The sequence below is a fragment of the Acidithiobacillus caldus ATCC 51756 genome, assembly GCF_000175575.2.
Classification (GTDB): Bacteria; Pseudomonadota; Gammaproteobacteria; order Acidithiobacillales; family Acidithiobacillaceae; genus Acidithiobacillus_A; species Acidithiobacillus_A caldus.
In genome coordinates this window covers 990,579-1,014,716 of sequence record NZ_CP005986.1, presented here as the reverse complement: position 1 = coordinate 1,014,716, position 24,138 = coordinate 990,579, and the positions used below count along the sequence as shown (strand labels likewise).

The window sequence follows — 24,138 nt, the reverse complement described above, 5'->3', positions numbered from 1 at the left end:
AAGAACCAACACCAAGGAGAATATTATATGTCTAAATATTTTATGACTTATGATGACTTTCTTAATTTCATGAAGGAAGATATAGCTGGTGCAGGTGAACTATTGAAGTCAATGCCACAAAATTTTTACAACGCGGCTGCAAATGCCCAACTCCAATCTAAGAGCGTTTACGCATTCACTATCGATGCTAATAACGAAGTGACTCGAGAGCCAGAAGAGTGCAAATGGGATGCCATTGAGTCTCGCGTTATCAGCGTGCACTCGCAGCTCCAAAGAATTGCGCGATTTATCAATATCCAAGGATTAAAAATATTCTATGAATTTGAAGATATGACAGACGATCGTGATATTCCGATTTTTAGCTTTCATAAAAGAGTTGGACAGCTCGGTGTTATAGTAGTTCCGGATTTCGAGATTTTCGAACAAAATTACTATCACCGAAGACAGTTTATTGACCCACTGACGTTTCTCGAAAAGATAAATATGGCAATATTCGTTGGCAGCACTACGGGCACCAATCAAAGAGAAACCCGCGGCTGCCAAAATACTAGAGAGAATATCGATAACGATCCATCTGTTCGCGTAAGCGCAGCAAAGCACTTTTCTAATAGCGATCAGGTAATCTTCAGGCTTCCCAATATTGTTCAGTGCGACAATGGCGAAACAGAAGCATACTTGAGATCATTTGATTTTTGCAAGCCGCGATACATAGGGTGGCAAGAGCAGTTCGCATACAAATATATCATTTCCGTAGATGGAAATGGACCGACTCTGTCTCGCGTTGCTATTGCTTTGCTTAGTAATTCATTGTTATTAAAATATAGGTCTGATTGGATCAGCTATTACCACAGAGCCTTACAAGAAGGAGTAAATTATATTGAAATTAAAGAACATTCAGACATCGAAAAAGTTGTTTCAGAGTTCGAGCATAACCACGTCCTATATAATAGAATTGCTGAAAACTCGGCATCATTGTTTTCGTCCTTATTAACAAGATCAAACGTCGAACGCTACTATGCGGCAGTCTTAAATGAGTTTAGAGCATTGATATGTGGTTCCGACGATATTTATAACTCGAATCGCAAATTACTAAATAAAACTGCTCATTTAGATATCGATGCTCACATCTCAAACATTGGAGACATTTCGTTCTGGCCAGAACAAGAAATTTCATCTCGAGATGGCAACTGTATCGAGGGTATTTGCATATATCCCGCAAGCGCTGCGTTAAAATGGTCTGACATTAGATACCAGGTAATGTTTATTGAAGGAGATGTTTCGGATATCTGTTTCGGTGGAGAATTCTGTGGTACTAGGAATCAATCCAGATATATCAAAGGGTTCCGTTTGAAAATCAATTCTTACTCACGGTTAAACCTGGCTTACCGAATAGAATTTCTCGATGGGACCATTTTGTCAGCAGTCAATGGCTGTTGGATTTCGCACCCATCAAGCCCTATCATTAAAATATCCATTGAGCTTTCTTAAATTGCAGGCGCTCAAAAAATTATCGGCGAACCAAATTGACGCGTGCGATTTGTTGCGTTAAAATTAAGCATTTGCATCACGCTCGCATCGGTAGATGCGTTGCGGATTAATGAAGTGGCACCCAAAAGTTGGGCAGGGAGTTAAGCTCTGGGCTTCTGAACAAGGAGTCGGAGATGAAGGGGAAACGCAAGCAGTACAGGCCGGAGTTTAAGGCGCAGGTGGCTCTGGCGGCATTGCAGGGCGATAAGACGATAGCAGAGCTGGCTCAGGAGTTTGGGGTGCATCCCACTATGATCAACGCTTGGCGTCGGCAGCTGGTGGAACACGCGGCTACGGCCTTCGAGCGGGGAAGGACCCAGCCTGAGGAGTCCGTGGACGTGCAGGCGCTGTATCGGAAGATCGGCCAGCTGGAGGTAGAGCGCGATTTTTTAGCCTCCAGGCCCGGTCTCATGTCCCGGATCGGGAGAGGCGGCAAATGAGCGATCGGGCCCATTCTCGTATATCCGTACACCGCCAGTGCGTGCTGCTCGGTGTGCCTCGCAGTACCATCTATTACCGTGCCCATCCCCGGCCGGTGGACGATCGCCTGTTGCGGGCCATCGACCGTGTCTACACGGCCTTTCCGTTCATGGGCAGGCGGCAGATCCATCGGATGCTGAAGGCGGAGGGGGCTGTGGTCAATCTCAAAACCGTGCACCGTGCCATGCGTATCCTCGGTATGGCAGCCGTAGCCCCTGGGCCGCACACGAGCAAGCCCCATCCACAACACCCCAAGTACCCCTACCTGCTGCGCGGCGTGGCCATCGATCGCCCGAACCAGGTCTGGTCCGCAGACGTGACCTATCTGCCCATGGCCCGGGGATTTCAGTACCTCGTCGCCGTCGTGGACTGGTTCAGCCGGAAGGTGCTGTCTTGGCGGGTCTCCAATAGCCTGGATGCGGGATTCTGTGTCGAAGCCTTGGAGGAGGCCCTACGTCGATACGGTGCGCCGGAGATCTTCAATACCGACCAGGGCGCGCAGTTCACTTCGGAGGCGTTCCTCGGGGTACTGCGGCGGCACGACGTGCGCATTAGCATGGATGGCAAAGGACGAGCGCTGGACAACGTTTTCGTAGAGCGGCTCTGGCGTACCGTCAAGTATGAGCACGTCTATCTGCGGCCAGCGGACACCGACAGAACTCAAAGCGGGTCTCAGGAGCTACTTTGCCTGGTACAATGGCGAAAGGCCGCATTCCTCCCTCGGAGGGAAAACCCCGGAGGCGATCTACGCCGAAGGTTTAGCGAGACAGGCAGCCTTATGTTTTGGTCCACCATACCAGTCCTTCTGGATTGGCACCCTTCGGCTGATCCCCGGAGCGAGGTGGGCAAGATTGTAGGTAGCCTAAGGACTTGATCCTGAAAGTCAGATGAATGGTCCACCTCAACTTTGCCATTAGTTCGGACGGTATCCAAGGCCTGCCCTGGGCAAGAGCCTGCACCCATAAGGATGAACCGGCATAGTCCGTAGATCGCTGTAATCTTTTGAAAGGAGATCGGTATGGCAGAAACCACCCTTTTTGTCGGCATCGATGTGGCCAAGGCCAAGTTCGATGTAGCCCTCCTGACTACTGAGGGCAAGTATCACAGCAAAGCCTTTCCCAACCATCCTGTGGGTTATCGGCAATTTGTGGCTTGGCTGGGCCGATACGAGGCTCGGGAAGCCCACTTGTGCATGGAAGCCACCGGCGCCTATGGGCGGAATCTGGCGCGTTACCTTTCGCAACAGCAGCTCTTGGTCAGTGTCGTCAACCCAGCCCAGATCCACGCCTTTGGCAAGACCGAGTTGACTCGAGCCAAAACGGACAAGGCCGATGCCCGACTCATTGCCCGCTACTGCCGGATGCATCGTCCTGCAGCGTGGGTATCCCCGGCGGAGGAGATCGTTGCGCTCCAGGCTCTGATATAACGCCTGGAAGATCTTTTGACGTTGCAGACCATGGAGAACAACCGCCTGGAATCCGCAGAAGGGTTAGCTCGGCAATCGGTGGAAGCGCACTTGGAATTCCTGGGTCAGCAAATTCAGATCGTCCGTGCTCAAATCGAGATTCATATCGACAACCACCCTGACCTGAAGAGGCAACAGGATTTGCTTTCCACGATTCCGGGCATTGGAGACAGTACAGCCGCCACCGTGCTGGCCTTTCTCAGTCCTCTGGACCGCTTTCCTTCGGTCAAGCAGGTGGTCGCTTACGCCGGTCTTAATCCTACCGTTCGCCAATCAGGACAATGGGCGGGGAAGACTCCCATTGCCAAGGCGGGGAACGCCTTGCTGCGTAAGGCATTGTACCTGCCGGCCGTGGTAGCCAAACGGTACAATCCCTTGATCTCCGCCTTCTGCAACCGACTCCTCCTCAACGGCAAACGTCCCATGCAACTGGTGGTGGCCGCCATGCGCAAGCTACTGCATCTCGCTTTTGGTGTGCTCAAATCTGGCAAACCCTTCGATCCCGAATTTAAGGTTGCCTGATTACGCGCAAGACGGTATCTGACCTGCTATGAAAACTGCCCAGAGCTTAATCAACCCGGCAGGCTGTCCAAACTATATGGACCACCTCATAAGACGCTTGGGCAGCGAAACCGGGAAGCGCGAAATTGGATGGTTGTCTTGATCATGAATTGGCTGCACTGGTTACGTCTTAAAGTTCGCTTGCGCGGAGAAAAATTGGTAGCCAGCGATTATCGGCGGCCATCTGTCACCACCCAGCAAAACGAATGTTGTTCACGACGCATTCTACTTTTCGGCGGTTGCCTAGCTGAACACCTCGCAAACTGCGCCATGGCATTGGGCTGGCAAATGGAGCACGTGCTCTATCAATCGGGCCTGCACGAGCTCCCCGCGCTCCCTAAGGTTGTAAAGTTCGATGGGGTTCTGGTGGTCCTATCACTGCGAACCATACTCGGGCAAGCCGCGCAGGAATTGGTTGAGTTTCACGATGCAGACCTGCTTTACCAAAAAGACCTGGATCCCGACGCCGTCATCAGCCGCGCACAAGATGTGCTCGATGGATTATTGCAGCACTTTACCGATGCCATGCAAGGCGGTACACCCGTCTTCTTACTCTCCTTTATTGAGCCCCCTGCCACCAGCTCTGGGCTGTTCACGCCCCGGCAGCGCGGGGGTATTTACCAATTGGTGCACGCCCTCAATAACCATCTCGCTGCGCGTCTGTCGCAAAATCCCAGCAGCTACTATCTAGAAATCAACGACCTCCTCCGCGCCGAGGGCGACCGTGGCATCTACGACGGCTATGACTTCTGCTTTGCCCATGCGGGCCTGCTTTCTGGTCGTGACGAACACCCCTTGCCGGGGCGCATCCTGCAACGCCTCGACCAAATGCTCTCCGTTTTGGATGCCGAGCAACCCGTCAAACTCATCATCACCGACCTCGACAATACCCTCTGGAAAGGCGTCCTTGCCGAAGAAGAAGAAATCGTGCCCGGCGACCATACCGAAGGCTGGCCCATTGGCTATGCCGAAGCCCTCATCGAGTGCAAACGCCGTGGCATTGTGCTCGCCATCTGCTCCAAAAATGAGGAGGCACTAACCCGCGCCAACTTCGATAAAGTGTGGTACGGGCGGATTCGCTGGGAGGACTTTGCGGTTACCCGCGTCAATTGGCAGCCCAAATCGCAAAACGTGCGGGAGATTCTGCAGGCCGTCAATGTGCTGCCCGAACATACCGTCTTTATTGACGACAACCCCCTCGAAATTGCCGAAGTCACCCGCGCCTTTCCGCAAATGCGGACCCTAACGGGCGACCCTCACACCTGGCGCGCGGAGCTCTTGTATGGCGTTCCCTATCAGGTGCCCCGGCTGAGTGCTGAGAGCCAGCAACGTACCGAGGCCATCCAGGCCAAAGTGCAACGCGATAGCCACCTCGCCAGTGGAGATCGAGAGGGCTACTTGCGGGAGCTGGGCTTGGCGGTGGAAATCCTGACCCTAGACCTGCAAAGCCCGCAGTTTGCCCGCGCCCTGGAATTGCTCAACAAGACCAACCAGTTCAATACCACCGGCCAACGCTGGACGATGGCGGAGATAGGTGCCTTTGTGGCGGAGGGGGGGCAGCTCTATGCCCTGCGCGCCCGCGACCGCATGACCGAGCATGGCTTGGTCGGGTTAGCCCTGCTACAGGGTAATCGTCTGCGGCAATTGGTGCTTTCCTGCCGCGTCTTTGGATTGGGTCTCGAGGACACCCTGCTACAGCACCTTTGCCGCCTGGGTGACCAGGGACAGACGTTGCGGGCGGATTGGGTGGATACCGGCCGCAACGCCACCGCACGGCAGTTTTTGGAGCAACACTTTCTACCCCAGGAGGATGTCTGGCAGCTACGGGGGGCGCCCGGCTGGCCGGAGCATATCGCTGTTTTACGCTGAACGATAAGGAGTATTGATGGGCATACCGCGCAGGGCGCAGGAAAAGGCTTCAGGACGTCGTCAGTTGACGCGCCTTTTGTTTCATGCCCTGCAAAATGGTCTCGGCGAGCAATTGCGGAAAATCCGGATACAGCTTTGCGCCGACCGTGTCGATCACATGGGGAGTGTTGCTGAGAAGCTCGTCCAGCAGTACTTCTCCATTGGGGATACCGCACTTCTTTGCGGTTGCGAGAATGTGGTGTCGCGATATTTGCTGCCAGTGATAAGTCCGATTTCGCTCACCCTGCCATGCCATCGCCATCTTCAGTTTTTGCGGGGCGATTTGACCTGGTCCATTACCCAAAATGGGATAGGCAGAAAGGACGTCGTACAAGGGCGTCAAGCGATATCGCCCGTCCACTTCCAGAAAAATACTGAAGTTTTTTCCATGCCCGTCGATGGCTGCCAGCAGCAGAAAGACAACTTGCGCCAGAAAGAAGCGGAGGCGATCTTCTGCGGGATCATCAGAACCAAGGAGCACATCCAGAACGGAAGGAATATCTGGGCCACCTTCGGTTTCATATTTCTGCTCTGGTCCCACGCCCAGAGCTTGGCACAAATCCTCTTGCGGCAACCGCAACAAGCGTCCATCGGCGGTGAGCCTTCGATCAAAACGTTCCACCACCAGCACCTTTTGGTCGATAAAGGTTTCGATGGTCGCCTGTGCCGTCGGCAGTCCATACGCTTGGAGAATCTGGATACAAAGCCACTCGTTCTCTACGGATTCGCGCAAATCCACGGCGTGGGCGTGCTTTTGTCCGATGGGAAGCTTGAGAATATGCGTGGTGGCCGTGGGTCCTTTGGGCTTGTACCACTGACCCCGCAAAAAGAGCAGAGCCGTTTTCTCTTGTGCACCAGCCAGTGAGATGCGAAAGTCATCCGCGTCTGCATACGCTGCTGTGGTGATTTGCGCGAGTACCGCGGCCACCTGTGCTTCCGACAGGGGTTCTGCCGCTATGCCGTCTGGATCTTGCGGGCTTTGGTCGTCGGGCAGGAGTTGCACGGCACCGACACAATCGCGGCCAATCTCGGCGAGCAGATCCATGGGCGTCATGGATGGCGCATTGAAACGCCGTTGGATTCGGCGGCGGATTTCTGGGCTGTCGGGCAAGAGGTTATCGAAATAGCGCCGCACTCGTTGGCCACGACTTGGAGCGCCGGACAACGGCAGGGAGAGCGAAATGGGACGCCGGTACGGCGATGCGAGCCACGCGGGATCGTAGGTCCAGATATGGGTTCCGTGGCCATCAACCAACCAATCGCCCACCCGAAGTCCGTTCATCCAGACGCCGAGGCGCGTTGTTCGGGACCGTCTACGCACTCACCACTCCGTCTCGGCGTGTGTGGCCGTCGGACCATCCGGAAGACCAGGCTTTCCGACCTTTCCTTGTATCACGATCTCCACACCCAAAGCCGCACAGAGCCGAAATAAGGTGCTGATTTTGCTTCTTTCCGCATGGTTTTCGAGTAGGGAGATAGTCTTCGGCAGCAGGCCGAAGCTTTTACTCAGATCGTCTTGCGTAAGACCCAGCTTGCGCCGCTGTTGCTGCAATAGCTGTGCGAGTTGCTGCGGCGTGCGAACGGTGCTTGGCGACATGGCACATCCCCTATACGGTATATCTGCGCATCATACCTTTTAAGGTGTATTTTGGGAATACACCCTGGAGGGAATGGAGCTTCAGCGATGGTACACAGCCTGCCCCACCCAAAGCTCGGCGCAGTTTACTCCCAGCGGGATCTATTCGGATACCCCCGCGTCCGGATCGGATCTTTCTGGGTCGTGGCTATTGAGCTCACCGCTTCTGTGCTCTATGGTTTAGCCCATTTTCACTCTTCGGGCATCCTATGGAACAGGGGCTTGAGTACCAGTCGGTCGGGGGAGAGGGTACGGCAGGTGCGCCAGCGGCTTTGCGCGTGTGGCTGGAGCTGCGCCCAGCCCTGGATGGCTTTTATGGCATTCCCCAAGAAACCCGATTGCTCTTCAGTGCCCTGGCCAGCCTGGAGCATTTGGAGCTCTCAGGGTTCCTGCAGATGTCCAAGCGGCGGCTGCGTGGTGGTGTGTACGGGCAAAAGGCTCACGACACCGCAGAAAGTATTCAGCGTGCCTCCCAAGTGGTGGTCTCCCTCAAGGGGCAGACGGCCTTGGATTGGAAAACGACGGTGGTGGAGTGGCTGCAGGAGCAGTGGGCGGACCTGCGGCTGCGCTGGCGGACCTGGCTGACGGGGCAGATGGCCACCGGTCGCTTTGACGGCAGCCCTTTTGCCGATTATCTGTGGCAAGAACTCTTTGGCCGGAGTCTACCCGCGGCGGAGCGCGAGCGGGTTTTGCGCCATGCCCAGTACCGTATTTGTGCCGAACCGTGGCGTTGGATGCACCTGGCGGGCATCGAGCGGGCCCAGGTTTTGGGACGTTCCCGTTATCCACGCGTCGATACCCGCGGCGCGGATATCTTTATCGCCCAGACGCCCTTTCCGGGCCGGGTGCGTCACGAAACGGCGCTGGTGGTCCATTACCACGATGCCATCCCGGTGCTCATGCCCCACACCATTTCTGACCGCGCCTTTCATCAGGCGAGTCACTACCATGCCTTGGCCGCCAACGTGCGCGATGGGGCCTGGTTTGCCTGCGTATCGGAAACCACTCGTCAGGACCTGCTGCGCCTCTTTCCCGAGGCGGAAACGCGCTCATCCACCGTGTACAACATGATTCCTTCCCATTACCACCCCACGGAGCCGGAGCCAGAGCGCATCCCGGGCATCGTCCGCCGCTACAGCCATGTGGAATTCCGCGGCAAAAGCAAAACGGGCGGGACGGCAGCGGGAAAGCTCCCCTGGAAAACCTGGGCATTGCAGCGGCGCTTTTCCTCCGAGGAGCAGCGCGCCGAATTCTTGCAGCGGACCCTGGGACCGGGTAATCGATTTTTGCTGATGGTTTCCACCATCGAGCCCCGCAAGAACCACGCGCGCCTTTTGGCGGCCTGGGAGGCCCTCCACGCCGAAGATCCGCAGCTGCGCCTGATTTTGGTGGGGCATATCGGCTGGGACTACGAGCAGGCCCTTGACGCCATGATCCCCTGGGTGGAAGAAGGAAGCCTCTTTTTGCTTCAGAATGTGCCCAGCGATAGTTTACGGCTATTGTTCCGCCAAGCCTTGGTCACCGTTTGTCCCAGCGTGGGTGAGGGTTTCGATTTTTCGGGTATCGAGGCCATGCGCTGTGCAGGGGTGACCGCAGCTTCCGACATTCCCGTCCACCGCGAGGTCTATGGCGATGCCACGGTCTACTTTGACCCTTACGACACGGCCAGCCTCGTCCAGGCCTTGCGCCCCCTGCTCTACGGTTCGGAAGCCGAAGCCCGCCGGGAAGCCCTGCGCGAGCGCGGGGTACGCCACAGTGAACGCTACCTGCCGGAGCGCATCCTGCCGGAGTGGGAGGCCTTTCTGCGCCGGGTACGTCCTTAGCGGCGAAGGGGCACCGTAGTATCTGTTATCCTGGGATAGTGGTGCATGTGGGCGTCGTCGTGGTTCTATGGCGCCAAGATTGCTTCTTACGTTAACACGGAAAACCGGGCAGCCAGAAAATCAGCCGCGCTTTTTGCCCCATCTTCGCGCCCCAGTGCCACGGCATCCCGCAGGATGCGCCCGCTCTCTAGGCGCACGAGATCCTGCAAGGCCCAGTACAGATGGCGGCGGCTGCGCTTGGGCCAAAGCCCGTAGCCGCGTGCCACGGCACGTCGGGCATTGTCGAACTGATCCCAGACCGAGGGCAGGACGATGGATGGGATGCCGCTGCGCAAGGCCCAGCTCAGGCTGCCGATGCCCCCGGAGTGGATGACGGCTCGGGCACCTTGGAACAGGATGGAATACGGCAGGTAGGGGAGAATCAGGAGGTCTGGCCCCAGGTCCAGCTGCCGCAGGCTGCCCGCCCGCGCCGAAACCACGGCACGCAGGCCATGGTCTCGACAGGCCGCCCGCGCGAGTTCCACAAAGGGACGGGGATTGGCCCGGTCGGCACCGCCGGGGGCAATGATCACGGGCGGCTCGCCCCGGCCGACGAAGTCCTCCAGAGCCCTCTGTGCATCGATATTTTCGAGGCTCGGTGGAATGTAGGGGCAAAAACCCAAGCAGTGGATGGCAGATGGGCCGTGGGGCAATGCCGGACTGAGCAGGGTGCTTGCCAGCAGGAGGTTTGCGGCAGGTGAATAAAGACCCTCAAAGCGCGGGTGGCCGGGCAAGATAATGCCAAAAGCTTGGGCAACGTGGGCGATATCGCGGCTCTGTCGGGCGGCCACGAAGCGCGCCAGGCGAAAGGCCGCGCGCTGGGCATGGGAACAGGACGCCAGAAACCGCTGACCGCGCGCCAGACCGGGCCACCAGGGAGGATCCTCGGGGCTTGCAAAGACCATGGGTGTGGCCGAGGCGTACACCCAGGTTTTTTTGATGTACCGAGCGGCAAGCACCACAGCAGGGGCAAGGGGATTGATGAGCACGAGATCGACGGAGTCGAGCAAGGGCAGGAGCGCACGCACCTCCTCTGCCCGGACCTCGGCAAAGGGGCTGCCGCTTGGTCCCGGCAATACGCGGAATGCCATCCCCAGATCCCGTGCGAGCACCCGATGGTGCCTTTCGGCGGCAAGGATGGGCACGTGCCCCCGCGCGCGCAACTCCTGGGCAACGGCCACCAGGGGCAATACATCACCGAATCCGCCTTTACACGCCACGAGCACCCGCACCGCTGCCCCCGATGATCCCGATTTGGGGGGCAGACTAGCACGCTTTGCCAGCCGCTGTATCCGCAGGCGTCATCCCCGGGTATGGGGCGGCGGCATTTTGCTTTGGGCAGCCTTCCATCCGTGCTAGACTGCGGCAAACGCAACGCGCCCATAAGCCCAAGACCCAGTCCCGCATGTCCTTAGCGCCGCACTACTCGGTAGAAATTTTGGAGCGTATAGACGATATTCCCCCTGAGGTCTGGGAAGAACTAGGCACGCCGGGGTCTCTGGCCCTGGCGCCGTGCTTTTGGCGAGTTCTGGAAAGGGCTGGGCTCGAGGGCTTCAGTTACCGCTATGCGCTCATGCGCGACGATGGCGGCAAGCCAAGAGCTTTTTGGGGGGTATATACCGTCACCACCGACATTGCCATCTTTGCACCGGAACCTTTGCGCAAGGTCCTGGAGTTCATCCGTCGACGTTTTCCCAGCTTTCTCAAGTGGAACCTGCTGGAATGTGGAACTCCCATCACCATCGTCAGCCCACCCATCACGCAGTCATCCAACGTACACCGCGCATCCCTGGTGGCGGCGCTGGCGCGCTCGCTCCGGGAGGAGGCAAGCAAACGGCGCAGTCTGCTCATCGTGATTCGCGATTTTGAGCATAACTCTGAAGACTTTCGAGAGGATCTGGCGGTCCATGGCTACCACTGGATCGAAGGTTTGCCCAACACCTATCTCGAGATTCCCTGGAAAGACCCACAGGCCTACCGAGACGCCATGCGCAGCTACTACCGCAGCAAACTCAACAAATACCGACGGCGCGTGGAATCTAGTGGCATCCGGGTAGAACGGCAGGAGGATTTTGCCGACCTTGCCGATATCCTCTGTGCCCAATGGCGCGAAGTGCACGAGAATGCCAAGGAGTTTCAGCGCGAGGTCCTGACTCCAGCCTTTTATCGGGAATTTTCCCGCGCTCTGGGGCCAGACTCCTGGGTGCTGCTTTTCCATCGGGGCGAAGAGCTCGTGGCCCACGCCTTGATGATGCGCGACGGCCCCATGATCCGCTGGCTGTATGTGGGTCGTAACCGGGCGCAAAACGACGGTATATATCTATACATCGCTACCAAAGTGGTGGATACGGCCATTGAACTCGGGGCCGAGCGTCTGGAGATGGGGCTCACGACCTACGACGTCAAGATGGATCTGGGAGCAGAGGCGGTGCCTATCCACATGGCCCTGCGCGCCCGTTGGGGCTGGATGAATCCTTTCGTGGGTCTGGGCTATCGTTTACTGAACGCAGTCCCCAAGCCGGGTAAACGGCCGGTATTCAAGCAGCAGGCCGCCGAGGAAACCCCATGAAACCCATTCTGGTGACGGGGGCCACGGGTTTCATCGGACGCCATCTGGCCCTGCGCTTGGTGGATCAAGGTAAGCCGGTACGCCTACTGGTCCGCGATCCCCAACGGCTCGATCCTCGGCTACGCCAAAGCGCGCAGATTTATCCTGGGGACTTGACCTTACGGGACAGCCTGTTGGCGCCCACGCGCGGCATCTCCGGGGTATTCCACTGTGCCGCCAACGTCCATACCTGGGACCAGCGAGCGGCTTACTGGGCGGCCAACGTGGATGGCCTGGGCAACCTGCTGGACGCTCTGCAGAACTCGGGGTCCATGCCGAACTTCTTCCTGCATTTTTCCAGTGTCGATGTTTACGGCTTCCCCGAGGCTCCGGCCCGTGAGCAGGATCCTCTGCCCGCCACCACGGGTTTTGGCTACGGCGACAGCAAACAGGCGGGCGAGGCCCTCCTGCGCGATCGGGCTGCCGCGCTCTCTCTCCCCTACTCTATCCTGCGTCCTTGCAACGTCATGGGCGAAGGAAGTCCCTTTGTGGAACGCATCGGCACGGAATTGCGATCCGGACTCATGCTCCTCGTGGACGGTGGTCGTGCCGACTGTGGTTATCTAGATGTGAAGAACCTGGTCGACGTCGCCCTGTGGCTTGTGGAAAACCCTCGTACCGCGGGCGAAACCTACAATCTGCGTGACCCCATGAGCCTCTCCTGGCAACGTTTCGTGGCCGACCTACGCCGGGCTCTGAAGGGTAAAGGGATCGTACTGCGCCTGCCCTACGGGGTGGCCATGGCTGCCGGGTATGCCATGTCCGCACCTTACTCCGCTTTTGGACTGCGCTCCGAACCCCTCTTGCACCCACTCGTAGTGAAGATTTTCGGTCGAACCTGTGGTCACGACATCGATAAGATCCGCAGCGCGGGGGCGCCGTTGGGGAGGGTCACCTACGAAAAAAGTCTAGAAGGCGCAGTGACCGCCTTTCTCCGCGGACGATGAGCAGCGGTTCCAGAGCACACATCGTCTTTCTCCAGGGCATGCCCTCCCCGTTCTTTCGCCGTGTAGGGGTCTGCCTCGTCGAGGCGGGCTGGCGGGTCACGCGTATCAATCTGTCGGCTGGCGACTGGCTGTTCTGGCACGATGATCACGCCATTAATTATCGCGGTAGCCTCGCCGATTGGCCCGCTTTCTTACACGACTTTTTCCAGCGCGAGGGGGTCTCGGACCTCTTCCTTCTGGGCGAGCAGCGCCGCTACCACAAGGAGGCGGTGGCTATCGCTCAGGGGCTCGGCATTCGCGTTACCGTCACCGACTTTGGCTACCTCCGCCCCGACTGGATCACCTTGGAGCGCGATGGGATGTGCGGGAACTCCCACTTTCCCAAAGATGCCCAGTCCATTCACGCCATTGCCCGGCAGGCGGTGGTATTGGACTGGGAGCAACGTTTTGTGGATAGCGCCTATCAAATGGCCGTGGGAGACCTTGCGCAAAACTACGCCAACATACTGGGTTGGCCTTTCTTTCCCCGCTACCAACGCAGTGACATGCGCCCTCCCACCATCTTGTATACCCTGGCCAGTGGTTGGCGGCTTCTGGGTAATCGCCTGCGCAAGACCCGCACTCTGGCCCAATGCGAGGAGCTCTGGAACAGCGGACGGTCTTATTACCTTTTCCCCATTCAGCTCAATTTCGACTTCCAGATGGTGGCTTACTCTCCCTTTACGCGCATGGAAGCCGCCCTGGAACTGGTTTTGGATTCTTTCCTCCGTTGCGCGCCGCAGGACGCGCTTCTGGTCGTGAAGGAGCACCCGTGGGATCCCGCCTTGCCCGACTGGGAGCGCTATCTGCATCGCCGTCGCCGCGAGCTGCAGGTGGAAGGTCGCCTGGTGTATCTGCGAGGGGGCGACCTCAACGGGCTCATCCAGCGCTCACGCGGCGTGGTTCTGGTCAACAGCAGCACGGGCCTGCGCGCGCTGCAGCTGCATCGTCCTCTCAAAGCCTTGGGCAGCGCGGTATTCGACGTGCCGGGCTTGACTTTTCAGGGGAATCTGGACGACTTCTGGACGCAGGGCACGCCCCCGGATCCGCAACTGCGGGAAGATTTTTTCACGGCGTTGGCCGCCACCGTGCAGGTGCGGGGAGTGTTTTTTCAGGAGCCTGGCGTAACGGAGGCGGTGACCGAAACCTGCTACCGGCTGCGAACCAACACGGTGGGCGAACTGGTGTATCCCCATCGGACCAAGGGAGAAATGGCCCGGTGAACACACCCATTCTGGTGGACGTCACTCGTCTGTGCGCCCGGCATCTGGAGGGCTTGCATCCCACCGGGATAGACCGGGTGACCCTTGCCTATTTGCGTCACTATCGTCCACGCGTACGCGCCGTCGTCCGCCACGGGGGACGCTGGCTGCGACTGTCGGCCAAGGGATCCAGCGACATCCTCTCGGCAATTTTGGAGACGGGCGACAATGGGCGCAAGCGCATCCGCTCGGCCGTTGCCCGAGCCCACCTCATGCGTGCCAGCAGGTGTGAGGATTGCTGGTTTTTCAACCTGAGCCACAGCGGTCTCGAGGATACCCGCTATGGCGACATACTGAAACGGCTCGGGTTGCGCCCGCTGTTTTTTATTCACGATCTGATACCCGTTGTCTATCCCGAATACGGTCGGCCGGGAGAAGAGGTGCGTCACGCCCATAGGCTGGAGACCATCCGCAAGAGCGCCGGGGCACGGATCTTCAACTCCGAGGCGACCCGGCAAAGCTTGCACCACTACTGGGCACAGCATGGGATCCGTGCACCCGGGCCAGAGCTGGTCGCGCCCCTGGGCTGCGGCTCCCTACCCAAAGCCTCGGGGCAGCGTCCATTGGCCGATCCGTACTTTGTGGTGCTTGGTACCATCGAGGCACGCAAAAACCATCTACTGCTGTTACAGATCTGGCGCCACTGGCTGGAGACGGCAAGAAATGCGGAGATCGTTCCCAAGCTCGTGCTCCTGGGACGGCGGGGTTGGGAGTGCGAACAGGTGCTGGATCTGTTGGAACGCTCTCATTGGCTGCGGGGGCAGGTGGTAGAGCTGGGACCTTGCGCCGACGAAGAGATTGCCACCTGGCTCAAACACGCCCAGGCCCTTCTGTTCCCTTCTTTTGCCGAGGGTTTTGGTCTGCCCCTGGTGGAGGCCCTGAGCCTTGGCACCCCGGTCATCGCCAGCGACCTGCCGGCGTTTCGGGAGGCGGCGGGAGACGTCCCCGATTATCTGAGCCCTTTGGATGGACTGGGATGGCGGCAGTTAATCCAAGACTACCTGAAGGATGGTCCACGACGCCAGGCACAGCGGGCCCGCATGGCCGGATTTCGCCCGTGGACCTGGTCCGATCACTTTGCGCTGGTGGATGCTTTTTTGGAGTCCCAGGCGCAACCGGGCGCAAGCCCCAGCAAATCTGCGGTACAGCATGGCTAGGGAGCGCTTTGCCGACCTGCCGGACACCCTCTATGTCTGGTCTTTTCCCGTGTGGAAGTGGCGCTATTTGCGGCGTTGCTTTCCCGGCAACCGGCTGCGCTTCGTGCGCTCCGTCGACGCCATTCCCGCAAGGGCCACGCTGATCTTATGGGGCCTGACCCCCATACCTGAGGGAATGCCACCGGAAGCGACCATCTTGCGCATGGAAGACGGTTTCCTCCGTTCTGTGGGGCTGGGCGCGGAGCTCACCCGACCCCTATCCTGGGTCGTAGATCGCCTGGGGATGTACTACGATGCCCGAACGCCTTCGGAACTGGAGAGAATCCTCTCTACGACGGAATTTTCTAACGAGGAATTGGAGCGCGCAGAACACCTGCGCGCCCAGATCGTGGCTGCCGGAGTGAGCAAATACAATGTCGGCCTAGGGGTCTGGCAGCGTCCTGCGGGTGTGGAGCGGGTGCTCATCGTGCCTGGTCAGGTAGAGAGCGACGCCGCCATACACAGTGCGACACCCTGCTTTCGGGGCAATCTGGAACTCTTACGCCGGGTCCGCGCCGCGAATCCCGATGCCTACATCGTGTACAAACCCCACCCGGACGTGGAAGCCGGGCTACGCGCCGCGGGAAAACGCGAGGACGAGGCGGACGGTTTTTGCGACGAGGTGCTACGCGGCGTGCCCATGGAGGCGGTCTTGGCGGTTGTGGACGAAGTCCACACGCTGACCTCGCTGGCAGGCTTTGAGGGACTGCTGCGGGGGCGCAAGGTGCATTGCTACGGGCAGCCCTTCTATGCGGGCTGGGGCCTTACCACTGACCACTGCCCCATACCACGGCGGCAACGCCGCTTGAGTCTGGATGCCTTGGTCGCCGGCACCCTGATTCGCTACCCCACCTACATTGGGCGGCGCGGCCCCATAAACGTGGAGGATGCCCTGGCGGAACTCATCCGCTGGAAGCACAGCCATCAGGGACGCACGCGGTGGTGGCGCGAACCTTATCGCTGGATTTTACGGCGGGCCATTGGAGTACGCTGAGCGAATGATGCGCCCCCTTGCAGCAAGCCGGGGAAATGCACTTGAAGCTTGCCGCGCTGACAGCTTCACGAAACCAGCCCATCTATGCGTCAACCACCTTTGGTCTCTGGTATGTGCTGGAGGAGGAATTTTAGTGGGGATCACTGGCCGAGGCGATGGAGGAGCGCTGGGCGTGGTCGATACCCCCCTCCGGTGAAAACCCTGGGATAGCGTCAGCGAAAAGTCAGGTAATAAAAAGATGGGTTGGCTGCACGCTTACGACTCCTTGTACAGAAGCCCAGAGTTTGGCTCCCTGTCCAACTTTTGGAGGGCACTTCAGAGCAGTTGATGAGAAATCAGTTGCTTAGGCCTCATTTTCTGGCTCTAGTCTGGCTCTAGTTCTGCCCAAGCAAGAACAGTTAGCAAAATTTCTACGAGTTAAAAAAGCAGCCTATACCCTTTTAATATCAAGTTGTTAATTCTATAGCTGATGATACATAGATGAGCATAACGCGATAGAGCAACTGAGCAACTGAGCAACTCAGCTGCTCATTGCGCAATTCTGGCACTAGTCTGGATCTAGTTCTGCCAGAAACACGGGACAAGACAACCCATTGAAGGATATAATGAAACTACCGTTTTGTTGTTGAAAACAGGCTGTTATATGTTAACATTAAAATGCTTTGTAAGCGACAAATACTCAGGCAACTGTCTCTTAATCAGCGGGTCGTGGGTTCGATCCCCTCACAACCCACCAAATAAAACAGGCACTTAGTAAGTTATCCTAGGTGCCTTTTGTTTTTCCATCCAACCTATATCCAACCACAAACCATGCTGGCTCAAGCCATGAAGGCGACGGCTACTATGGTGCGCACTCCGGCCACAATGAAAAACTTCTCGACGTCATCAGCTACTTGGAATAGATGGTCAATCGTCTAGTCCCGGAAAGTCCCAGTCTCCCAGCTGCGCTTCGCCGGTCTGGTAGAACTGCTTCACCAGCTTGACGTACTCCAAGAAATCCCGGTTCTCCGTGGCCAGCCGATTGGCCATGTCCCAATCAATCTCATCACGCTCGCGGGCTGGAATGAGCACTTGACTATCTGTAGGGTTTTCCATGTCCAGTTTGATGAAGCCAATGCCATGCGCTGCGAACAGCATCCGTAGTTCCTTCAGCGTATCAGTGCCGCCGATTTCCGCCGCGACCAGATAGCCGAAGTTGGCCCAAGACGAATTCGATACCGCCTGGAAGAAGCACTCGCGCGCGTTCGAACGGTTGATCAGCAGCTTGGCCTCGAACGACCACAGCTTGGTGCGTTTATCGGCATACTGCGTAACGCAATCGCGCACTTCGCGGTGCTATTCCTTGCTCAAATCCTCCATGCCGACCACATCCGGGTACAGCCAGCGGTTGCCGTTGGGCCCGCGCTTGTTGGACGAGCGCTTTTCTTCGATACGCTTGGAGAATACTCCGAACTCCTCCCACAAGTACTGCGACAACATCGAATAAAGCGCGCACTCATCGATGTTCAAGGTGCTCGCGTCCGTCATTGACGCTGCATCCTCGCACTCGACCGCCGCCACCTCGGCGCTGTCCGTTCGGTCCGAGTAGTAATGCTTGCGCGGCCGCCCCTCGGTCGTCTTCAGCTCCAGATGCTTCCTTTGCAGGCGCGGCAACTGGGAACTGATCTCGCGCACGATCTGCTGTACCAGTTCGGCATCCGTTTCGAGGTATTGGCTGCTCTGCTTTTTGGCCTGACACTGCTCGGGGTAGGTCGCAAACACCCACTCGGCGATCTGGCGCGCGGTGAATTTCTCATCCGGATGCGCCTTCAGGTAGCTGACGACGGTTTTGGCCAGATTTAATTCCATACCTACTCCTCTCTCGTCCCGGTCATCACGCCGACGCCCCAGTCTGCGGTCGCGTCTTCGGCGGAACCGTCCCCTGCTGATAGGCCGCATCGAAAACGGTGTCCGTCAGCCAGCGCTTGAAGTTGGGGTTGTCGCTGAACTGCTTGAACAGTTCGGTGTGGTCGGACAGCAGCTCGAACACCACCCGGTTGAGGGCCTTGTTGTGCTCCAGTTTGGCGATTTGCTTGTCGGAGTTCGCCTGCGCGTTTTGGTAGGCCTTGTCCTGCGCCACCCGCGCCGGGATTTCCTCGGTGATGACTTTGCGGATCTTGTCCTCGTCTGTTAATCAGCGTCATCGGTAGAACAATCGTCAGCGTCCCGGCGTGAACACATGCCAGCGGGGCGATCGTCGACATACTGGCATGATTCATAAAAAAAGGACCGTCGATCGTCCACCATGCAAGGTGTTCAGTTGAATTGCTGATTTGGCACGCATCCTGTTCATTTTTTCGCGCTGACCGACATAGTAGACGGTCAGAGCATTGTCGCCCACCGGCTCGGTGGTGACGATGCGCACCACCTGCCCGGGCTCGAGGCCCGTGATGGCGGCGTTCTTCTGGATCTGTTCGAGTTTGAGCACGTTCTCTCCCGATATTGACCCCAGTGTACCTGACTGCAGCGCGAGTTGCATAAGGTAGCCGTCTAGCGCGTACGTGAGCGCCGATTTTTGGAAGAAAAGCGCTACAAACCCCTGGCTAATTCACGGCACAGGGCAAGACACCGAGCAAACGGACAGGCGAGGTTGTCAACGCAGGCGATGGATCAAGAGCCCGAGGCTGGCGCGGATCGCTCCTCTACGGCGGGATCTTCTTCATCGCCAAACCAGCGTCGGGCGAGGGTGTTCAGTTCAGCCAGCACTGCCCCAAGCTCCCGTCCGCGCTCCGTCAAACCGTAGCGCACCTCTGGCGGGACGGTGGGGCGGTAATCTCGGAAGACGATCTGTGCGCTTTCCAGAACGCGCAGGCGCTCGGTGAGCATGCGCGACGAGATTCCGGGGATGGCTTTCTTGAGGGCGCCAAAACGCAGTGTGCCCTGGTTTTCCAGCACCCAGAGGATGTAGGTGGTCCACGGCCCCATCAGCAGCCGCAACAGTTGGTCCATGGGGCAAGCCTGTTCCTGTCGGGATTGGCGCATATTAGTTACTTTGAAGTACCTACTTTACAAAGGGAATCGAGAGTGCTCTATTGAACCCCAGACTCCAGGTGGAGTCCAGCAAGGAGGAGATATCGTGACTAAGATTCTGGTGCTATACCACAGCCTGTGGGGTCATGTGGAAGCTATGGCCCAGGCGGAAGCCGAAGGTGCCCGTTCCGTGGCCGGAACCCAGGTGGACGTCAAACGCGTCCCCGAGACTATGCCGGCGGAGACCCTGGCCAGTCTGCACGCCAAAACGACCCAAGCAGCGGCCGAAGCGCACCCCGACGACCTGGCGAACTACGATGCCATTCTCTTTGGGACGCCTACGCGCTTCGGCAATATGAGCGGACAGATGCGTAATTTTCTCGACCGCACGGGTAATCTTTGGCAACAGGGCGCTTTGGTGGGCAAGGTCGGCGGCGTCTTTGTCAGTACCGCTTCACAGCACGGCGGCCAGGAAACCACCATCACGTCCTTCCACAGCTTTTTGCTTCACCAGGGGATGATCGTCGTCGGCGTACCCTACAGTTGCGCAGAACTCCTCAATATGGACGAGATCAGCGGCGGCACCCCCTACGGCGCCAGCACCCTGGCCAAGGGCGACGGCAGCCGCATGCCTTCGGCCAACGAACTCGCCATTGCCCGCTTCCAGGGGCGGCATGTGGCGGAAATCAGCAAGAAACTGTTTGGGTAAAATAGGAGAAATGCCATGTTCGCAAAACGCCTGACGACCGCACTGGCCGTATCCACCGTACTGATGGCCGGGACGGCCTGCGCCGCGCCAGCCAAACACTATGCCTATCTCGACGGCAATCCCGACGGTACCTATCGCATCGATCCCCAGCACACCAACGTGCTCTTCACCATCGGCCACGTCGGCATTACCGAATTTACGGGGCGCTTCGACCAGATCTCCGGCACCTATACCTTCGACGCGCAAGACCCGGCCAAGGATCGGGTGCACATCACCATACCCGCCGCCAGCATCAATACGGATTACCCCCTGCGCGATCAACATCTGCGCAGCAAGGAATTCTTCGACGTCAAGCAGTATCCAGACATTACCTTCGTCAGCACCAAGTATGTCCCGACCGGGAAAAAGACGGGAGAACTCTACGGTAATTTGACTCTGCACGGGGTCACCAAGCCTGTGGTGTTCCAGGTCCACGAGCTGGGTGCCGGCAATGTGCCCTATTTGCCCAAACCCTGGGGCGGCTATCTCTCGGGCTTTGTGGCGACAACTACCATCCACCGCTCGGATTTTGGTATGGACGCCTATCTTCCCGAGGGGCTATCCAATGCCATCGCCATCAAGGTCGAGGTAGAGGGCGAGAAGCAATAGCTGTTCGTCCGGCGGCGAGTCACCAGCGCTGTCAGACAAGTCCTTTTACGACCATCGATGCAGTCCACGGCAAGCACCCAGCGCCTGTGTTCTCCACAGCGCTGGGCGCTTGCCTTATGGATCATGGGTGTGTATCGCCTATGCAGCCGGTGCCGGCCCTACCGCCAGCCACTGGACGCCAGCGCCGGAGCAGCCCGCGGAAAAGGTCTTCTCTTTTTATGTTACAAGAAAGAGACAACGTAACCATCCAATCTATGGAGTGCATTGTGCATTAAGAAAAAATAACAGAACAGATATATCGTTGCACCGTGATCGCGATCCCTTTCCAGATACAGGGAAAAAGCGCTCCCACGCAGATAAGTTCGAGCTATGCTCGAATCTGGTGTACGGGAGGTCTACAACTAGCTTGAGGAGGGTGGCGCACTGTTGCTAGAAAAGGGTTTCTGGATCCGATTCGCAACGAATGAGGAGTGCGCCATGCAAGAGAGTACTGGTTTCGACGGAGGAATGGGAGAGTTGGGCCTGAACATCGAGGGCTTATTGCGGCGGTCCGCGCGCCAGCTGATCCAACAGGCCATCGAGGGCGAGGTGCAGGTGCTGCTGGAGGAGTATGCCGCGGTACGCATGGTCGATGGTCGCCGGGCCGTCGTGCGGAATGGATATCTGCCGGAGCGGGAGATCCTGACAGCGGTCGGCCCCGTGCCTGTACAGGTCCCCAAGGTGCGAGACCGCTCCGGTTCGGGCGTGGTCTTCCGTTCTTCCCTGGTACCGCCCTACGTGCGCAAGTCGCGGACCGTGGCCGCAGCGCTCCCCTGGTTGTACCTGCACGGGGTATCGTCGGGACGGATGCACGAGGCGCTGTCTGTTCTCCTGGGCGAGGAGGCCAAGGGGCTTTCTCCGGCCGTGCTGGGACGCTTGAAAGTCGAATGGGCGCAAGAGCATGCCCAATGGCAGCGCCGGTCTCTACAGGGAAAACGCTACGCCTATTGGTGGGCCGACGGGGTCTATACCCAGCTGCGGGCGGAGGACGATCCCCGGATGTGTCTCTTGGTCATTATTGGCGTGACGGCCGAGGGCAAGAAGGAGGTCGTGGCGGTCACCGACGGTTTACGGGAGTCCAAAGCCTCCTGGCTAGAGATCCTGCGGGACTTGCGCGACCGCGGGCTGCAGGAGGCGCCACTACTGGCCATAGGAGATGGGGCGATGGGTTTCTGGGCCGCCCTGGACGAGATTTACCCACAAACCCGTCATCAGCGCTGTTGGGTGCACAAGACGGCCAACATCCTCAACGAGCTACCGAAGCGCCTTCAGGGGAAAGCCAAGGCCGCCCTGCAGGCGATCTGGATGGCCGACACCCGTGAAGCTGCGGAGAAAGCCTGGCAAGCCTTCGTGCGGGACTACCAGGCCAAATATCCCAGAGCGGTCGCAAAGCTCGAGAAGGACCGGGACGTGCTGCTGACCTTCTTCGACTTCCCGGCAGAGCACTGGCGGCATATCCGCAGCAGCAACGCCATCGAATCGACCTTCGCCACCGTACGGCAACGCAGCAGCCGCACTAAAAACTGTGTCTCTCGAGCCACTTTCCTTGGCCTGAGCTACAAGCTCATCCAGCAGGCAGAGAGACACTGGCGCGGGATTCAGCATCCGGAAAGACTGCGCGAGCTCTTTGCCGGGGTGACATTTGTCGATGGGATGCCTGCCAACGAAACCCGGCTGGATCCTCAACAGGACGCCGCCTGAATCGTGTTAGCAAATGCTCATACACCAATCTTGACCATAGCTCGATAAGTTCTCACGCTTGCTACTGGGCTAAGGTGACGTCGGGCACGAGCGATGATAGGATTCGCTGATCTAGTTCGGCCCTCGTTCACCGTGTCCGGGTTCTGGCCACCTACGCGAAAATAATGGGTTTAAACAGGAGGTTTTGTGCGCACGGATGGGACTCCTTCAGAAGGATCGGATTATATTTCCGCGCTGATGAACCTTGGCGGACTGGATGTTTTGAGGATTTGCCCGAGCCCGCATGTCATTCTCAATAAGCGCAGGATTATTTTCCTGAATACTGCTGCCATGGCTCTGCTCGATGGCAGCGAAGCGGAGGAGTTCCTACATAAGGACATTATCGAATTTGTTCATCCCCTCGATCAAGAGTTGGTCCTTTATAGATTCAGCGCATTGACGGAAAGCCACCCAAAAAACGCACCTACCCTGATTCGTCTGCGCACGCGCACCGGTGCCATCCGCGCAGTTGTCGTGTCGAGTGCCACGACACGGGTAAATGGCCTGCGCATCGATCTGGCCTCGGGTACGGAAGTGACGGAACTGCTGAAGATGGACGCCGCACTCAAGGCTTCGGAAGAAAACTTTCAGCGCCTCTTTGAGAATATGCACGACGTATTCTACCGAACCAATGAGCGCCAGGAGTTGGTCATGGTGGGTCCCGGGTCGATGCGCATGCTTGGCTACACCGTAGAAGAAGTGCTGGGACGCCCAGCGGCGGACTTTTACTTGGTGCCGGAGGAACGGTCACTGGTGGTAGAAGCCATCCAGAAGCATGGGGAAATCCGCGACCATCCCGCGCGCTTGCGCCACAAGGACGGGCGGGTGGTGCATGTCGCCATCACCAGCAGGGCACTGAAGGGTGCCGGGGGCGAATTGCTCGGTGTGGAAGGAATCTTCCGCGATGTGACGGCGGAGGTAGAGGCCAAGGCGGCGCTGACTCGGCTGGCGACCTGGGACGATTTGACGGATACGCTGAACCGTCGGGCCTTTCTGGAGCAGACGGGCAAGTACATCCGGCATCTGCGGCGCTATCCCGAGGAGAGCCTGCTGGTGATCGTCGACCTCGATCACTTCAAAGCCGTCAACGATCGATTCGGGCATCTGGCTGGAGATAAAGTCCTCAGGACCACCGCCGAGATCATCCGGGACGTATTGCGCAGTACCGACCTCTTCGGTCGTCTGGGCGGGGACGAGTTCGCCATCGTCTTTCGCAAGTGCTGTCCCGAGGAGGGCTACGATATACTGGGCCGGATCCTGAGCCGGATCTGTGGTACCGAGGTAGCCCTGTCCGGTCGGGAACACGTGTGTCTCTCCGTCAGCCTGGGTGCTACCCCACTACTGGCAGAGGATCAGCCCACGGCTCTGGCCCTGGCACGCGCCGATCGGGCCCTCTACTGGGCCAAGGCGCAAGGGCGCGGACGCTGCGCCTTCGCTCCCATCGACGGCGAGCCGTTCTTGCCCAGTTACCCCTGATCCCCGGGGGGATGACGTTCCGCTCCACTGCA

General features: G+C 58.2%; 22 protein-coding genes and 2 pseudogenes. 15 read left to right on the top strand and 9 right to left on the bottom strand.

Annotation, left to right across the window (positions count from 1 at the left end; genetic code table 11):
* Positions 1–27: 27 nt before the first annotated feature.
* The 5 genes and pseudogenes from ACAty_RS15795 to ACAty_RS14830 all read left to right on the top strand — a co-directional run bounded on the left by ACAty_RS15795 (position 28) and on the right by ACAty_RS14830 (position 5,902).
* Positions 28–1,488: a glycosyl transferase family 90 gene (locus tag ACAty_RS15795; protein WP_004871523.1), complete on the top strand. Its 1,461-nt coding sequence runs from the start codon at positions 28–30 to the stop codon at positions 1,486–1,488.
* A gap of 173 nt (positions 1,489–1,661) precedes the next feature.
* Positions 1,662–2,864, top strand: a pseudogene (locus tag ACAty_RS05110) (IS3 family transposase).
* Between the two features lie 161 nt (positions 2,865–3,025).
* A complete protein-coding gene (locus ACAty_RS16285; protein WP_004871518.1) occupies positions 3,026–3,433 on the top strand; it encodes an IS110 family transposase in 408 nt (135 codons plus the stop codon).
* 15 nt (positions 3,434–3,448) lie between these two features.
* Positions 3,449–3,994 carry an IS110 family transposase gene (locus ACAty_RS16280; protein WP_051620741.1) on the top strand — a complete coding sequence of 182 codons (546 nt, stop codon included), beginning with the start codon at positions 3,449–3,451 and terminating at the stop codon, positions 3,992–3,994.
* Positions 3,995–4,399: 405 nt separating this feature from the next.
* The gene (locus tag ACAty_RS14830; RefSeq protein WP_169737311.1) at positions 4,400–5,902 is read left to right on the top strand and encodes an HAD-IIIC family phosphatase; all 1,503 of its coding nucleotides are present in this window, start codon (positions 4,400–4,402) and stop codon (positions 5,900–5,902) included.
* A gap of 49 nt (positions 5,903–5,951) precedes the next feature.
* Here the strand turns inward: ACAty_RS14830 and ACAty_RS05095 are convergent, their stop codons facing one another.
* The 3 genes and pseudogenes from ACAty_RS05095 to ACAty_RS05090 all read right to left on the bottom strand — a co-directional run bounded on the left by ACAty_RS05095 (position 5,952) and on the right by ACAty_RS05090 (position 7,538).
* Positions 5,952–6,869, bottom strand: coding sequence for a HipA domain-containing protein (locus tag ACAty_RS05095; protein WP_238323816.1), 918 nt, complete (start codon positions 6,867–6,869; stop codon positions 5,952–5,954).
* 78 nt (positions 6,870–6,947) lie between these two features.
* Positions 6,948–7,223, bottom strand: a pseudogene (locus tag ACAty_RS16680) (HipA N-terminal domain-containing protein); the annotation flags it as partial.
* Between the two features lie 39 nt (positions 7,224–7,262).
* Entirely contained in the window at positions 7,263–7,538 is a 276-nt protein-coding gene (locus tag ACAty_RS05090) for a helix-turn-helix domain-containing protein (protein ID WP_004871511.1), read from the bottom strand.
* Positions 7,539–7,786: 248 nt separating this feature from the next.
* On the opposite strand from ACAty_RS05090, the gene ACAty_RS05085 reads away from it, so the two are divergent.
* Positions 7,787–9,400, top strand: coding sequence for a glycosyltransferase family 4 protein (locus tag ACAty_RS05085; RefSeq protein ID WP_077272877.1), 1,614 nt, complete (start codon positions 7,787–7,789; stop codon positions 9,398–9,400).
* An 86-nt stretch (positions 9,401–9,486) separates the two neighbouring features.
* On the opposite strand, the gene ACAty_RS05080 is transcribed toward ACAty_RS05085, so the two are convergent.
* Positions 9,487–10,659, bottom strand: a complete 1,173-nt coding sequence (locus ACAty_RS05080) for a glycosyltransferase (RefSeq protein WP_153801803.1) — start codon at positions 10,657–10,659, stop codon at positions 9,487–9,489.
* Positions 10,660–10,844: 185 nt separating this feature from the next.
* On the opposite strand from ACAty_RS05080, the gene ACAty_RS05075 reads away from it, so the two are divergent.
* The 5 genes from ACAty_RS05075 to ACAty_RS05055 are packed head-to-tail and all read left to right on the top strand — an operon-like array spanning position 10,845 to position 16,485.
* Positions 10,845–12,008, top strand: coding sequence for a GNAT family N-acetyltransferase (locus ACAty_RS05075; RefSeq protein WP_082179239.1), 1,164 nt, complete (start codon positions 10,845–10,847; stop codon positions 12,006–12,008).
* Positions 12,005–12,994, top strand: coding sequence for an NAD-dependent epimerase/dehydratase family protein (locus ACAty_RS05070; protein WP_004871502.1), 990 nt, complete (start codon positions 12,005–12,007; stop codon positions 12,992–12,994). Before ACAty_RS05075 ends, ACAty_RS05070 begins: the two co-directional genes overlap by 4 nt.
* Positions 12,991–14,256, top strand: coding sequence for a capsule biosynthesis protein (locus tag ACAty_RS05065; protein WP_004871500.1), 1,266 nt, complete (start codon positions 12,991–12,993; stop codon positions 14,254–14,256). The genes ACAty_RS05070 and ACAty_RS05065 overlap by 4 nt, the downstream gene beginning before the upstream one ends.
* Positions 14,253–15,452 carry a glycosyltransferase family 4 protein gene (locus tag ACAty_RS05060; protein WP_004871499.1) on the top strand — a complete coding sequence of 400 codons (1,200 nt, stop codon included), beginning with the start codon at positions 14,253–14,255 and terminating at the stop codon, positions 15,450–15,452. The genes ACAty_RS05065 and ACAty_RS05060 overlap by 4 nt, the downstream gene beginning before the upstream one ends.
* Complete coding sequence (locus ACAty_RS05055; RefSeq protein WP_004871497.1) at positions 15,445–16,485, top strand: capsular polysaccharide export protein, LipB/KpsS family; 1,041 nt, start codon at positions 15,445–15,447, stop codon at positions 16,483–16,485. Before ACAty_RS05060 ends, ACAty_RS05055 begins: the two co-directional genes overlap by 8 nt.
* 906 nt (positions 16,486–17,391) lie before the next feature.
* Here the strand turns inward: ACAty_RS05055 and ACAty_RS16275 are convergent.
* The 5 genes from ACAty_RS16275 to ACAty_RS05035 all read right to left on the bottom strand — a co-directional run bounded on the left by ACAty_RS16275 (position 17,392) and on the right by ACAty_RS05035 (position 19,473).
* The gene (locus ACAty_RS16275) at positions 17,392–17,811 is read right to left on the bottom strand and encodes a hypothetical protein (RefSeq protein WP_014002628.1); all 420 of its coding nucleotides are present in this window, start codon (positions 17,809–17,811) and stop codon (positions 17,392–17,394) included.
* 9 nt (positions 17,812–17,820) lie between these two features.
* Positions 17,821–18,333: a hypothetical protein gene (locus tag ACAty_RS16270; RefSeq protein WP_004871493.1), complete on the bottom strand. Its 513-nt coding sequence runs from the start codon at positions 18,331–18,333 to the stop codon at positions 17,821–17,823.
* Between the two features lie 25 nt (positions 18,334–18,358).
* Complete coding sequence (locus ACAty_RS05045) at positions 18,359–18,604, bottom strand: hypothetical protein (RefSeq protein ID WP_004871490.1); 246 nt, start codon at positions 18,602–18,604, stop codon at positions 18,359–18,361.
* 135 nt (positions 18,605–18,739) lie between these two features.
* A complete protein-coding gene (locus ACAty_RS05040; protein ID WP_004871489.1) occupies positions 18,740–18,952 on the bottom strand; it encodes a hypothetical protein in 213 nt (70 codons plus the stop codon).
* Positions 18,953–19,134: 182 nt separating this feature from the next.
* On the bottom strand, positions 19,135–19,473 hold the full coding sequence (locus tag ACAty_RS05035; RefSeq protein WP_004871487.1) for a winged helix-turn-helix transcriptional regulator: 339 nt from the start codon (positions 19,471–19,473) through the stop codon (positions 19,135–19,137).
* Between the two features lie 127 nt (positions 19,474–19,600).
* Between ACAty_RS05035 and wrbA the strand changes: the two genes are divergently transcribed.
* From wrbA to ACAty_RS05015, 4 genes are all read left to right on the top strand, one after another.
* Entirely contained in the window at positions 19,601–20,203 is a 603-nt protein-coding gene (gene wrbA, locus ACAty_RS05030) for an NAD(P)H:quinone oxidoreductase (RefSeq protein WP_004871484.1), read from the top strand.
* 15 nt (positions 20,204–20,218) lie between these two features.
* Positions 20,219–20,851, top strand: coding sequence for a YceI family protein (locus ACAty_RS05025; RefSeq protein ID WP_004871482.1), 633 nt, complete (start codon positions 20,219–20,221; stop codon positions 20,849–20,851).
* 477 nt (positions 20,852–21,328) lie between these two features.
* The gene (locus ACAty_RS05020) at positions 21,329–22,591 is read left to right on the top strand and encodes an IS256 family transposase (protein WP_004868469.1); all 1,263 of its coding nucleotides are present in this window, start codon (positions 21,329–21,331) and stop codon (positions 22,589–22,591) included.
* A 330-nt stretch (positions 22,592–22,921) separates the two neighbouring features.
* Entirely contained in the window at positions 22,922–24,106 is a 1,185-nt protein-coding gene (locus tag ACAty_RS05015; protein WP_004871477.1) for a sensor domain-containing diguanylate cyclase, read from the top strand.
* Positions 24,107–24,138: the final 32 nt, after the last annotated feature.

Coding starts and splice junctions, on each gene's coding strand:
- ACAty_RS05035 (WP_004871487.1), bottom strand. CDS start 19,473: ATGGACCAACTGTTGCGGCTGCTGATGGGGCCGTGGACCACCTACATC.
- ACAty_RS15795 (WP_004871523.1), top strand. CDS start 28: ATGTCTAAATATTTTATGACTTATGATGACTTTCTTAATTTCATGAAG.
- ACAty_RS05085 (WP_077272877.1), top strand. CDS start 7,787: ATGGAACAGGGGCTTGAGTACCAGTCGGTCGGGGGAGAGGGTACGGCA.
- ACAty_RS05065 (WP_004871500.1), top strand. CDS start 12,991: ATGAGCAGCGGTTCCAGAGCACACATCGTCTTTCTCCAGGGCATGCCC.
- ACAty_RS05020 (WP_004868469.1), top strand. CDS start 21,329: ATGCAAGAGAGTACTGGTTTCGACGGAGGAATGGGAGAGTTGGGCCTG.
- ACAty_RS05015 (WP_004871477.1), top strand. CDS start 22,922: ATGGCTCTGCTCGATGGCAGCGAAGCGGAGGAGTTCCTACATAAGGAC.
- ACAty_RS16270 (WP_004871493.1), bottom strand. CDS start 18,333: ATGGAATTAAATCTGGCCAAAACCGTCGTCAGCTACCTGAAGGCGCAT.
- ACAty_RS05070 (WP_004871502.1), top strand. CDS start 12,005: ATGAAACCCATTCTGGTGACGGGGGCCACGGGTTTCATCGGACGCCAT.
- ACAty_RS05025 (WP_004871482.1), top strand. CDS start 20,219: ATGTTCGCAAAACGCCTGACGACCGCACTGGCCGTATCCACCGTACTG.
- ACAty_RS05075 (WP_082179239.1), top strand. CDS start 10,845: ATGTCCTTAGCGCCGCACTACTCGGTAGAAATTTTGGAGCGTATAGAC.
- ACAty_RS05090 (WP_004871511.1), bottom strand. CDS start 7,538: ATGTCGCCAAGCACCGTTCGCACGCCGCAGCAACTCGCACAGCTATTG.
- ACAty_RS05055 (WP_004871497.1), top strand. CDS start 15,445: ATGGCTAGGGAGCGCTTTGCCGACCTGCCGGACACCCTCTATGTCTGG.
- ACAty_RS16285 (WP_004871518.1), top strand. CDS start 3,026: ATGGCAGAAACCACCCTTTTTGTCGGCATCGATGTGGCCAAGGCCAAG.